At 72.1% G+C, this 12,042-nt stretch carries 12 protein-coding genes and 1 pseudogene; 4 read left to right on the top strand and 9 right to left on the bottom strand.

Features of this window, described 5'->3' with window-relative positions:
* The 5 genes and pseudogenes from C2L58_RS22140 to C2L58_RS22160 form a co-directional block, all read right to left on the bottom strand.
* A pseudogene (locus C2L58_RS22140) lies at positions 1–497 on the bottom strand (endolytic transglycosylase MltG); the annotation flags it as partial.
* Positions 494–922, bottom strand: a complete 429-nt coding sequence (ruvX, locus tag C2L58_RS22145; RefSeq protein ID WP_233225854.1) for a Holliday junction resolvase RuvX — start codon at positions 920–922, stop codon at positions 494–496. The gene ruvX and the pseudogene C2L58_RS22140, both read right to left, overlap by 4 nt.
* 64 nt (positions 923–986) lie before the next feature.
* The gene (gene alaS / locus C2L58_RS22150) at positions 987–3,647 is read right to left on the bottom strand and encodes an alanine--tRNA ligase (protein ID WP_103339534.1); all 2,661 of its coding nucleotides are present in this window, start codon (positions 3,645–3,647) and stop codon (positions 987–989) included.
* Positions 3,648–3,719: 72 nt separating this feature from the next.
* Complete coding sequence (locus tag C2L58_RS22155) at positions 3,720–4,025, bottom strand: hypothetical protein (RefSeq protein WP_103339535.1); 306 nt, start codon at positions 4,023–4,025, stop codon at positions 3,720–3,722.
* Positions 4,022–4,408 (bottom strand): DUF948 domain-containing protein, encoded by a 387-nt coding sequence (locus C2L58_RS22160; RefSeq protein ID WP_013224580.1) that lies wholly within the window; start codon positions 4,406–4,408, stop codon positions 4,022–4,024. The genes C2L58_RS22155 and C2L58_RS22160 overlap by 4 nt, the downstream gene beginning before the upstream one ends.
* A 339-nt stretch (positions 4,409–4,747) precedes the next feature.
* Here C2L58_RS22160 and C2L58_RS22165 point away from each other — a divergent pair, with 339 nt between their 5' ends.
* Positions 4,748–5,137, top strand: a complete 390-nt coding sequence (locus C2L58_RS22165) for a hypothetical protein (RefSeq protein WP_199191378.1) — start codon at positions 4,748–4,750, stop codon at positions 5,135–5,137.
* Here C2L58_RS22165 and C2L58_RS22170 read toward each other — a convergent pair.
* The 3 genes from C2L58_RS22170 to C2L58_RS22180 all read right to left on the bottom strand — a co-directional run bounded on the left by C2L58_RS22170 (position 5,134) and on the right by C2L58_RS22180 (position 7,891).
* On the bottom strand, positions 5,134–5,979 hold the full coding sequence (locus C2L58_RS22170) for an NAD(P)-dependent oxidoreductase (RefSeq protein ID WP_103339536.1): 846 nt from the start codon (positions 5,977–5,979) through the stop codon (positions 5,134–5,136). The genes C2L58_RS22165 and C2L58_RS22170 overlap by 4 nt on opposite strands.
* Before the next feature lie 37 nt (positions 5,980–6,016).
* Entirely contained in the window at positions 6,017–6,394 is a 378-nt protein-coding gene (locus tag C2L58_RS22175) for a VOC family protein (RefSeq protein ID WP_103339537.1), read from the bottom strand.
* Between the two features lie 117 nt (positions 6,395–6,511).
* Entirely contained in the window at positions 6,512–7,891 is a 1,380-nt protein-coding gene (locus C2L58_RS22180) for a replication-associated recombination protein A (protein WP_103339542.1), read from the bottom strand.
* A gap of 142 nt (positions 7,892–8,033) precedes the next feature.
* Between C2L58_RS22180 and C2L58_RS22185 the strand changes: the two genes are divergently transcribed.
* From C2L58_RS22185 to C2L58_RS22195, 3 genes are all read left to right on the top strand, one after another.
* The gene (locus C2L58_RS22185) at positions 8,034–8,729 is read left to right on the top strand and encodes a TetR/AcrR family transcriptional regulator (RefSeq protein ID WP_103339538.1); all 696 of its coding nucleotides are present in this window, start codon (positions 8,034–8,036) and stop codon (positions 8,727–8,729) included.
* Positions 8,730–8,759: 30 nt separating this feature from the next.
* Positions 8,760–9,968 (top strand): cytochrome P450, encoded by a 1,209-nt coding sequence (locus C2L58_RS22190; protein WP_103339539.1) that lies wholly within the window; start codon positions 8,760–8,762, stop codon positions 9,966–9,968.
* 62 nt (positions 9,969–10,030) lie between these two features.
* Positions 10,031–10,759, top strand: a complete 729-nt coding sequence (locus C2L58_RS22195) for a metallophosphoesterase family protein (RefSeq protein WP_103339540.1) — start codon at positions 10,031–10,033, stop codon at positions 10,757–10,759.
* Here C2L58_RS22195 and C2L58_RS22200 read toward each other — a convergent pair.
* Complete coding sequence (locus tag C2L58_RS22200; RefSeq protein WP_103339541.1) at positions 10,731–11,579, bottom strand: SGNH/GDSL hydrolase family protein; 849 nt, start codon at positions 11,577–11,579, stop codon at positions 10,731–10,733. The genes C2L58_RS22195 and C2L58_RS22200 overlap by 29 nt on opposite strands.
* Between the last annotated feature and the right edge of the window lie 463 nt (positions 11,580–12,042).

A 12,042-nucleotide genomic window follows, 5' to 3' on the forward strand; every position in this document is an offset into this window, starting at 1 on the left:
TCGGGCTCGGGAACCGGGCGACGCCGGCGCGAAGCCGGCGGCTCGAACTCGGCGCCCTCGTCGGGCTCGGGAGCCGCGCGACGCCGGCGCGAAGCCGGCGGCTCGACCTCGGAGCCCTCGTCGAGGCCGTGCCGGGCGTGGGCGGCGCGGGCCGGGGCGGCTCGCCGCTCCTGCGGGTCGAAGTCGGTGTCGGCCGGGGGCAGCGTGGCCGGCGGCTCGAGGCGGCGACGGCCGGGCTGCGCCGCGCCGCGGCGCGGGTCGTAGGCCGGCGGTTCCTCCCGCCGGGCGCGGCGGGAGGGCTGGGGCAGGTCGTGCTCGCCACTGGGTGCCTGGCCGCGGCGCGGCGGCAGCTCGTGCGGCCCGCTCGGCGTGCGGCGCGCTTCCGCGGCCCGCGGGTCGGCGCGGCGCGGTGCGGGCCGGGACGGCGGCGGGGTGGCCGCTTCCGGCTCGCGCAGTCGCCGGCGCCCGCGTGGGGGTTCGGGTGGCTGCTCGTTCATCGGTCTCCCTCCCGGGCGCGGTGCGCAGCGGCGGCGTCGATCCAGGCCTGCAGGATCTCGACGGCGGCGGCCTGGTCGACCACCGCACGCTGCTTGCGGCCTTTGACCCCGCGCTGGGAGAGGATGCGGGATGCGGTGACCGTGGTCAGCCGCTCGTCGCCCAGCCGGACCGGCACGGGCGCTATCCGCCCGGCCAGGCGTTCAGCGTACGCGATCGCCAGCTCGGCCGCCGGACCCTGCCGGTTGGCGAGCGTTCTCGGCAGGCCCACGATCACCTCGACCACCTCGTGTTCGGTGACGAGGGCGGCCAGGTGGTCCAGGTCAGTGTCGTCGGTCGCATCGCGGGAGAGGGTAACCAATGGCGAAGCGAGCACCGGGGCCGGATCGCTCAGCGCCACCCCGACCCGGACGGATCCGACATCCACTCCGAGCCGACGGCCGCGCCCCGGATCGTCCTTGCCTGGGCGATCCGGGCCGCGGTTTCCGCGGTTAACCAATGCCGGCGATCGCCGAACGGAGGGCGGTGACCGCCTCGGCCGCACCGGCCGGGTTCGTGCCACCACCCTGGGCCATGTCGGGCTTGCCGCCTCCCCGCCCGCCGATCTTCCCGGCGAACGACGGCACGAGCTTGCCCGCCGCGATGCCCTTGTCCTGCGCCGCCTTCGTCGTCGCGACGACGAAGCTCAGCTTCTCGCCGGCCGGGGAGAACAGCGCCACCACGCCGGGCCGCGCGCCGAGCCGGCCGCGGATGTCGGAGGCGAGCGCGCGCAGGCCGTTGCCGTCGACGTCCGGGACGACCTCGGCGACGACCGTGACGCCGCCGATCTCCTGCGCCTTGTCGACCAGCGAACCCGCCGAGCCCAGCACCTGCTGGGTCTTCAGCTGGGCGATCTCCTTCTCGGCGTTCTTCAGCCGGGTCAGGACGTCCTCGATGCGGCCGGGCAGCTGGTCCGACGGCACCTTGAAGGTGTTCGCCAGCTGCGAGACCAGCAGCTGCTCCTTGCGGACGTACTTCAGCGCGTCCGTGCCGACCAGCGCCTCGACGCGGTGCACGCCCGAGCCGATGGAGGCGTCGGAGACGAGCTTGACCAGGCCGAGCTGGCCGATCCGCTCGACGTGCGTGCCACCGCAGAGCTCGCGGGAGTAGTCGCCCATGTCGACCACGCGGACGTCGTTGCCGTACTTCTCGCCGAACAGCGCGACCGCACCCAGCTCGAGGGCCTTGTCCTTGGTCGTGGTGTAGCTCTGCACCTCGACGTCGGTCTGGAGGTAGTCGTTGACCTCCTGCTCGACCTCGGTCAGCACGTCCGCCGACACCGAGCCCGGCGTGGTGAAGTCGAACCGCATGCGGCCCGGCGAGTTCAGCGAACCCGCCTGCGCCGCGCGCTTGCCGTACGCGCCGCGGACGGCCGCGTGCACCAGGTGCGTCGCGGAGTGCGAGCGCTCGATGGAGAGACGGCGGTGCGTGTCGACCGAGCCGGTGAGCTTGGTGTCCAGGCCGACCTCGCCGTCGGTGACCTCGACGCGGTGCACGAACAGGCCCGGCACGATCTTCTGGACGTCCAGGACCTTCAGCTCGACGCCGTCGCCCAGCAGCACGCCGGTGTCGGCGACCTGGCCACCGCTCTCGGCGTAGAACGGCGTGCGGTCGAGGACGAGCTCCGCCTTCCTGCCCGCGGCGACGCTGCGGACCGGCTGCCCGTCTTCGAGCAGCGCGACGACCTTCGCCTCGGCCTGCAGGTCGGTGTAGCCGAGGAACTCCGTCTCGCCGTGCTGCTCCAGGACCTTGCGGTACTCGGAGAGGTCGCCGTGGCCGGTCTTGCGGGCCGCCGCGTCCGCCTTCGCGCGGGTCCGCTGCTCGTTCATGAGCGTGCGGAAACCCTCTTCGTCGACGCTCAGGCCCTGCTCGGACGCCATCTCGAGGGTCAGGTCGATCGGGAAGCCGTAGGTGTCGTGCAGCTGGAACGCCTTGTCGCCGGCGAGCACGTCGCCGCCGCCGCGCTTGGTCTCCTCGGCCGCCATGTCGAAGATGCGCGAGCCGCTCGTCAGGGTCGAGAGGAACGCCTCCTCCTCGATCCGGACGACCTCGTTGATCCGGTCGAAGCCGGAGACCAGCTCGGGGTAGGTCGGGCCCATCGTGTCGCGCACGACCTTCGCGAACTCCTGCAGCACCGGCTCCTGCACGCCCAGCAGGCGCGTGGACCGGACGATCCGGCGCAGCAGGCGGCGCAGCACGTAGCCGCGGCCGTCGTTGCCCGGGGTGACGCCGTCGCCGATCAGCATGACGCCGGTGCGGGCGTGGTCGGCGATGACGCGGAAGCGGACGTCGTCGGCGTGGTTGCTGCCGTAGCGGCGGCCGGAGAACTCCTCGGCGCGGCCGATGACCGGGCGCACGAGGTCGGTCTCGTAGACGTTCTCGACGCCCTGCAGGATCGTCGCGACGCGCTCGACGCCCATGCCGGTGTCGATGTTCTTCTTCGGCAGCTCGCCGATCGGCTTGTGCCCCAGCTTGGGGCTCAGGTCGCCGCGGACGTCCTGCATGAAGACGAGGTTCCAGATCTCGATGTAGCGATCCTCGTCGGCGACCGGGCCGCCCTCGCGGCCGTACGCCGGGCCGCGGTCGTAGTAGATCTCCGAGCACGGGCCGCCGGGACCGGGCACGCCCATGTCCCAGTAGTTGTCCTTGCCGTCGCGGGCCTGGATGCGCTCGCCGGGCAGGCCGGTGAGCTTGCGCCACAGCCCGGCCGCTTCGGAGTCGTCGTTGTAGACCGTCGCCCAGATGCGTTCCGGGTCGAGGCCGAAGCCGCCTTCGGGCTGGGGCTTGGTGATCAGCTCCCAGGCCGCCTCGATGGCGCCTTCCTTGAAGTAGTCGCCGAAGGAGAAGTTGCCGGCCATCTGGAAGAACGTGTTGTGCCGGGTGGTCTTGCCCACCTCGTCGATGTCCGGCGTGCGCACGCACTTCTGCACGGAGGTCGCGCGCGGGTACGGAGGCGGCGCCTCACCGAGGAAGTACGGCTTGAACTGCACCATGCCGGCGTTGACGAACAGCAGGTTCGGGTCGTCGAGGATCAGCGGCGCGCTGGGCACGCGCGTGTGGCCCTTGCTCTCGAAATGGCGCAGGAAACGATCGGTGATTTCGTGTGTGTCCACGGTCAGTCCTTGGTACCGGTGGTGCAGAACGGGGTCGGCGGCGACGGCGGAAGGGTTCCGGGCAGGCCCGGATCAGCCCTCCGCCCGGCGAGCTCGCCGGACCGGGCGCCGGGCCGCGGCGGCGTGCCGCCCCTCGGCGCGGGGCGTGGTGACGCCCGCCCGCTCCTCGACCATGTCGTGCAACTCCTGTTCCCGCTCGTTCATGCCCGCGCGCACCTCGGCGCCGAACGAACCCACGGCACCCGCCAGCTCGCGCACGGCGTCCCCCAGGTTCGATGCTAACCCGGCGGGAGTGGCCTGACGAGCGGTTTCGGCGGCCTTGCGGGAGAGCACGACGCCGGTGACCACGCCGACGCCGAGCCAGAACAGCCGCTTCATTTCCCGGCCTTCCTAGCGGCCTTCAAGGCGCTCTTCTTCTTGCGCGCCTTGATCGCCTTGCTGAGCCCGTAGGACAGCGCCGCGGTCTTGACCAGCGGGCCGCCCAGGGTGGCGGTGAACACGGACGCCAGCGCGGAAACGTTGCCCGTGACCGCCTGCGCGTTCGCGGTGATCCCGTCCACCCGCTCGAGCTGGGTGTTGACGTGCGTGATCGTCTCGTTCGCGCCGATCAGCAGCGGATCGGTGTTGCTGTTGGTGCGCTCGATCGCCTCGGTGGCCGCGTCCAGCGTCTTGCCGAGCTTGATCAGCGGGATCGCCAGCAGGACGACCAGCACCACGAATGCTCCTGCGGCGATCAACGCGGCGATCTGCCCTGCCGACACGGGCCCTCCTCGGTTCACGGGACTGCGTTTTCGATTCACGGGTCTTTGGGTGCTGGTGAGGTTACCGCCTGGCCGGGTTCCCGACCGTGTCACCCCGCCGGGCCCGGAAAACTCCTCGCCCGGGACTGTCCGGCCCGCCGAAACTGTCGGTGCCCGCCGGTAGAGTCGAGAACGGGGGGCGCCCCGGCGGCCTGGGCCTGCTTTCGTGCCGCCCCTCGACCACCACGCGGCGCACCTGGGCGATCGGACCCGGCCGGACGGTGCTCGCCGGGCCGGGCGGGAGCGCTGCCGGCCCGGCCCACAGTGCGGCCGCCGGATCACGCGGCACGGCCGGCCGGCGTGCCGCGCCGGCACCGGGCCGACCGGTTCCCGGCGCCGAGCCCGCTGCCGTTCGCCCTCCTGCGCCGGGGCGAGCACGCCCGGCTGCTAGCCGCGGCGTGCCGGGCGCTGAGCGCGGTCGAGGTGCGCGTGACCGTGCTCGACCCCCGGTTCGAGGGCCTGCTCGACGCGGTGCCGGACGTGCCGGTCCACCCCTTCCCGGGGCGCGAAGGCGGCCGGGGTGGGTACTACGAGGGCCTCTGCTTCAAGGTGTACGCGTCCTTCGGCGGCGAGTTCGCCGAAGTCGGTGACGGCGGCTTCACGCCGTGGACGCGGAAGCTGCTGGGCAACGCGAAGGAACGCCTGCTGACCAGCGCCCTGGGCGTGGACCGGCTCGCGACGCTCCTCTAACGCTCCTTCAGCACCGCGCGGTACAGCGCCCCCATGTCCTCGTCGCCGTGGCCGGCTTCCACCGCCGCCTCCAGGTGGGCCAGCACCGCCTTCGCGCCCGCCACGTCGACGTCTTCGCCCGCCGCTTCCACCACCAGGCGGGCGTCCTTCGCCGCCAGGCTCGCGGGGAAGGCCGGCGGGTACTCGCCCGACAGCATCGCGGCGCCCTTCACGTGCGCGTAGCCGACGTCGAGGCCGCCGCCCTTGATCGTCTCCAGGAACAGGGCCGGGTCCAGGCCCAGCGCGCGGGCCAGGCCGAGGCTCTCGGCCGTGCCGTTGGTCAGCGCGAGCACCCAGGCGTTCAGCACCAGCTTCAGGCGGCTGCCGTTGCCGGCCGGGCCCAGCCACTGGGTCTTGATGGCGACCGCGTCGAACACCGGCGTCGCCTTGGGCCGGGCCTCCTCCGGGCCGGACGCCAGCACCTGCAGCTGCGCCTGCTCCGCGGGCTGCCGGGTGCCGAGCACCGGCGCGTCCACGAACACCACGCCCGCCTGCTCCGCCAGCGCGGCGAGCCGGTCGGTCCAGTCGAGGCCGACCGTGCTCATCTGCAGCCACAACGTCCCCGAGGCGGGCGCAGCGGCTTCGAACGCCTCGGCGACGGCTGGGCCGTCGGCGAGCATCGTCACCAGGGTGTCGGCGCCTTCGGCCGCCGACGCCGCCGAATCGGCGACCGTGGCAACGTCGGAGAGCGGCTCGGCCTTCTCCCGGGTCCGGTTCCAGACCCGGACGTCGAGGCCCGCCTTGGCGATGTTGGCCGCCATCGGGGCGCCCATGATCCCGGTTCCGAGAAACGCGACAGTCATGCCGCCATCGTGCCCAAGCCGGGCCGAGCCCGCGCGCTCAGTAGTCGCCCAGGAGGCAGAACGGGTGGCCCGCCGGGTCGGCGTAGACGCGCCAGCCCCGGCCGCCGAGGTCGGGGTCGAGCAGCCGGCCGCCGTTGGCCAGGACCACCTCGTGCGACTCCCGGAAGTCGTCGACCTCGAAGTCGAGGTGGAACTGCTGCGGGAAGGCCGGGTCCGGCCAGCGCGGCGGGCGGTGGCCGAGGGCCCGCTGGAAGCCCAGGACCAGCCCGTCGACGTGCAGGGTCGACCAGTCCTCGTCCACGCGCCACCGCGGGTCGGGGCGATCCACCTCGCCGCCGAGCAGGGCCTGGTAGAAGCGGGCGAGCACCAGCGGTTCCGGACAGTCCAGGACGATGCACTGCAGCGTCGCGGGCACGGGCACGCCTCCTGCGGGTTTCGGGTCACCTTCGAGGCGTGCAGCTTACGAAACCCGCTGATCCCGACCGCCGCGGCCCGCGAAGCCGATCAGGGCCCGGCGATCCGCCCGCTCGGCTCACCGATCGCCGCGGATCGTCCGGCGCAGCTTGGGGACGCGGTCGGCGAGCGTCCGCTCGGCGCCGCGCTCGGTGGGCTCGTAGTAGTCGCGGCCGACCAGTTCGTCCGGCGGGTACTGCTGCGCCAGCACGCCCTCCGGCACGTTGTGCGGGTACCGGTAGCCCTGGGCGTTGCCCAGCTTCTTCGCCCCCGCGTAGTGCCCGTCGCGCAGGTGCGGCGGCACCGTGCCGGCCAGCCCCGCGCGGACGTCCGCCAGCGCGGCGTCGATGCCCTTGATCACCGAGTTCGACTTCGGCGCCGTCGCCAGGTGCACGGTGGCCTGCGCCAGCGCCAGCCGGCCCTCCGGCATGCCGATGAACTGGACCGCGTGCGCGGCCGCGATGGCGGACTGCAGCGCCGTCGGGTCGGCCATCCCGATGTCCTCGCTGGCGTGCACGACCAGCCGTCGCGCGAGGAACCGCGGGTCCTCCCCCGCTTCGATCATCCGGGCCAGGTAGTGCAGCGCGGCGTCCACATCGGACCCGCGGATCGACTTGATGAACGCGCTGATCACGTCGTAGTGCTGGTCGCCGTCGCGGTCGTAGCGCACCGCGGCCTTGTCCACTGTGGACTCGACGATGGCCAGGTCGATCGTCTTCGCCTCGGTGGCCGACGCCGCGTCCGCCGCCGCTTCCAGGGCGGTGAGGGCGCGGCGGGCGTCGCCGCCCGCGAGCCGGACGAGGTGGGCGCGCGCGTCCTCGGTCAGCGTCAGCTCGCCGCCGAGGCCGCGCTCGTCGGCGAGCGCGCGCTCGATCAGCTCCGTGATGTCCGCGTCGGTCAGCGGGCGCAGCTGCAGCACCAGCGACCGCGAAAGCAACGGCGACACGACGGAGAAGGACGGGTTCTCGGTCGTCGCCGCGACCAGCAGCACCGTGCGGTCCTCGACCGCGCCGAGCAGCGCGTCCTGCTGGGTCTTGGAGAACCGGTGCACCTCGTCGATGAACAGCACGGTGTTCTCGGCGTTGTACTGGCGCCGCCGGCGCGCCTCCTCGATCACGCCGCGGACTTCCTTGACGCCGGCCGAGAGCGCGGACATCGCGACGAACCGGCGGCCGGTCGCGATCGAGACGAGGTTGGCCAGCGTCGTCTTGCCCGTGCCGGGCGGGCCGTAGAGCAGCACCGACGCCGGCGCGGCGCCCTCCACCAGCCGCCGCAGCGGGGCGCCTTCGCGCAGCAGGTGCTGCTGACCGACGACCTCGTCGAGCGACCGCGGCCGCATCCGGACCGCCAGCGGCGAACTCGCCGGGTCGGCCTGCGGTTCCGCGCCCGCGTTCGACTCCGTGCGCTCCGGCGGAGGCGCGATGTCGGCGTTCACGGTGAAGAGCTCGTCCTGTGCCACACCGATGACGTTAACCGACCGCACCGACAGAACCGCTTGCCCCGGTCGCCGGATCGGCGCTACCGTCGTAATGACCGGTTGACCGAAAGTGCGATTCGCGTCAACCAGTCAAATGCTCAACGAAAACCACAGGTGGAGACGCATGAGCCATCCCAACCGCGAGCGTGCCGACCGGATCCTGGACGCGGCGGGCGAGCTGCTGCTGCGCATGGGCTACCGCAAGGTGGCGATCGACGACGTCGCGCGCGCGGTCGGCATCGGCAAGGGCACCGTCTACCTGCACTGGCGCACCAAGGAGCTGCTGTTCCAGGCGCTGATGATGCGGGAGTCGGCCGATCTGACCGACGAGCTGCTGTCCGCGATCAAGGCCGACCCGGCGATGATCCTGCCCCACCGGATGATCCCGGGGTCGTTCCTGATCACCCATCGCCGTCCACTGGTGATGGCCATCCTGCGCGGCAACGCCGAGATCCTCGGCTCGCTCGGCGACGTCGCCCTCAAGAAGCAGCAGGACCAGCTGGGCGTGCGGTTCGAGGAGGTGATGCTCCGGCACGGGCTGATCCGGGCGGACATCCCCCACCTGACCTACGCGCTCCACGCCGCCACGCTCGGCTTCTACCTGGGCGACACGCTTTCGGGCGAGTTCGAGGCCATCCCCCTGGAGGAGAAGGCGGACGTCCTGGCCCACCTGATCCGCACCGCGTTCGAACCGCCCGGGGAGCCCGATCCCGGCACGGTCGCGGCGGTGGCGGCGGAATTGAGTTCGGCGCTCGAGGAGCTCGTCTCGGGCTATCGCAACGGGATCTACGCACACGATCCCGCCAAGGCACCCGGCTGATCCCGGGGCCACACGGGGAAAGGGGCGGAAATGACCACCACGCTCGCCGACACCTGGGGGCTGCACGAGGCCCAGTTCTGGCTGCGGGGGAAGCAACCGGAGAAGCGCGTCGAGTTCGCCGCGGAGCTGGGGATGTGGAACGTCTACGGGCACCCGGAGATCGAAGAAATCCTCCGCGACCCGGCGACCTTCTCGTCCGACACCACCCGGCTGATCCCGAAGGAGATGCTGCAGGACCCCGACTACGACCTGTCGACGGGCAGCATCCTGCAGCTGGACCCGCCGCTGCACAACAAGATGCGCAAGCTCGTCAGCCGCGCGTTCACCCCCAAGGTGGTGGCGGACCTCGAGCCGAGGATCGCGGCGATCACCCACGAGCTGCTGGACGCGATCCCGGCCGGGGACCGGCTGGAGCTGGTCGAGCACCTGGCCTATCCGCTCCCGGTGATCGTGATCGCCGAGCTGCTGGGCGTCCCGGCCGGCGACCGGACCCTGTTCAAGGGCTGGGTGGACAAGATGTTCGAGTCCGCCAACCAGATTTCGCTGGTGAAGACGGACGAGAAGCAGGACGCGGCGATCCGGGCGTCCCAGGAAGGCCAGAAAGCGCTTGCCGAGTACCTCGGCGTGCACGTCGACGAGCGGCGCGAGCAGCCGCGGGAAGACCTGCTGACGAAGCTGGTCGAGGCCGAGCTGGACGGCGAACGGCTGTCCCGCTCCGACGTCGTCAACTTCGCGAACATCCTGCTGCTGGCCGGCCACATCACCACCACGATGCTGCTCGGCAACGCGGTGCTGTGCCTGGACACGCACCGGGAGTGGGACGAGCGGGTGCGCGCGGACCGCTCGCTCGTGCCGCCGATGATCGAGGAGTCACTGCGGTACCTGACGCCGTTCGCGGCGGTGGCCCGGGTGACCATGCGGGAGGTCGAGGTCGGCGGCGTCACCGTGCCGGCCGACCAGATGCTGCTCTGCTGGGTGGCGGCGGCCAACCGCGACGAGCGGGTGTTCCGCGACCCGGACACGTTCGACCCGCTGCGCGCGGAGAACCCGCACCTGGCCTTCGGCCGCGGGATCCACTTCTGCATCGGCGCGCCGCTCGCGCGGCTGGAAGGCCGGGTGGCGCTGGACATCCTGCTCGACCGCTACCCGAAGCTGCGCACGATCCCGGGTGAGCCGCCGAAGTTCCAGATCAACCCCAACATGACCGGAGTGCGCGAACTGCCGCTCACGACGAGGTAGGCCGGTTGCGCCCTGGGCGAAATCGCTCGCCCGGGGCGCTCGGCTTGCCCGATGGTGGACCGGTGAACGTGGCGGTGCTGGCGGACATCCACGGGGTCCTCCCGGCGTTGGAGGCGGTCCTGGCGGAGCCGGACGTCCGGGCGGCGGAGAAGATCGTGCTGCTCGGCGACCTGCTCGCCGGGCCGATGCCCGTCGAAACCCTCGAGCGGCTCCAAGCCCTCGGCGGCCGCGCGGTGTGGGTGCGCGGCAACGCCGACCGCGAGCTGGCCGAATCCGCGCGCACCGGCGGCTCCTTCGTCCCGGACCCGATCTTCCCGTGGGCGGCGAAGCAGCTGCGTCCGGCCGACCTCCCGGTGCTCGACGCGCTGCCCCTGACGGTGACCGTGGACGGCGTGCTGTTCTGCCACGCGACCCCGCGCGACGACACCGAGATCGTGCTCGTCGACTCTCCTCCGGAGCGCTGGGCGGAGGTGCTGGACGGCGTCTCCGCGTCGACGGTGGTCTGCGGGCACACGCACATGCCGTTCGTCCGGCTCGCGAACCGGCGGCTGGTGGTGAACCCCGGCAGCGTCGGCATGCCGTATGGAGCAGGGGGTGCGCACTGGGCCCTGCTCGGCGACGGCGTCGAACTGCGGCGCACGGAGTACGACGTCGAGGCGGCGTGCCGGTTCCTCGCGGAGCACTGCGCGTACCCGGACATCGAGGAGTGGGCGGACTTCTTCGTCCGCAACCCGGCTTCGGACGTGGAAGCGCTGCGGGTGTTCAGCGGGCGCGGAACGAGTTCCACATGATGACGGCGGCGTAGGGCAGGAATTCGCGGCCCCGGCGCCAGAGCCACGGGATTCCCTTGAGCACCAGCCACCCCACGTGCCCGGTGGTGCTCGGCTCGACACCGCCACCGCAGGTGAGGCTCACCGGTTCGGGCACCGAGAACCCGGCGTCGGCGAGCAGCCCGGTGAAGCCGCTCGCGAGCATGCGGTGCCCCAGTTCGGAGGGGTGCAGCCGGTCGACGCTCCAGGACGCCAGGTCGTAGGCCCCGGGCAGCCGGCCGAGATCGAGACAGGCCACGCCTTCACGGCCGACGACGTCATCGATGGCGGCGTTGAGTTCGGCAACACGGGCGCTGAGCGCGCGTTTCAGCGACGGCGGGAGGCGGAAGACCTTGCTGTGGTCGTGGAACCGCACGGGCAGCACGGTGGTCCCGGCCTCGCGGAGGCGCCGGATCACCTCGGTGAGATCGGCGGCGATCCGAGCGGCGTCGAAGTCCGGACGCAGGGTGTCGTTCATCCCGGCGACGAGCAGCGCAACATCGGCCCGGTGAGCAACGGCGGCGGGCACCTGTTCGGTGAGCACACACCGCATCCGCGCCCCGGCGAACGAGGGATTGAGATAACCGCCGTCATCGACACCGAGAGCGGCGGCGACGAGCGGACCGACACCCCGCCAGCCAGCACGCCGAGGAAGCGGATCACCAAGCCCAACGGCGGTGGAATCACCGAGGACGACAAGCCGCCGGGCCCGCTTGAGCGGCCCAACGACGGCCAGCGGCGGCCGGGACGGTTCGGGCAGGGGGGTGACATCGACGCTCATCACGGTCACGCTCAAGACCATCGGCCACCCAGGCTCACACCCGGTGAGGACGAGGTAACGCGCCCACGACACCGGGCCTAATTCTTGACGCGCACCTCACAGAGGCCGGAAATGTCCTATCCGGCGAGGTGAAGGCGGCGGCCACGGGTGCTTGGCACGGCGCCGGGGGCGAGGCGAGAGCAGCGGACATGGCGGAGTTGCGCGGCGAGAGGAGCGGCGCTCAGCGCCCAACCCTCAGCGCTCTGCTCACGCCGCAACAACGGTTCACGCCACAACGCCCCTCCGGCCACACCCCCCTGCCGACCGATACGCAGCCGCCTCAGCGGCCGTCAGGCCGTGTCAAGGCACGCTTTCCCGCCTTGGCACGGCCTGACGGCCGTTGAACAATCCGGCGTTCGGGCCGGCGGGAAACCCCGGCACAGCCCACCCGGCACAGCCCACCCGGCACAGCCCACCCGGCACAGCCCACCCGGCACAGCCCACC

It is taken from the genome of Amycolatopsis sp. CA-126428, assembly GCF_002904335.1.
GTDB lineage: Bacteria > Actinomycetota > Actinomycetes > Mycobacteriales > Pseudonocardiaceae > Amycolatopsis.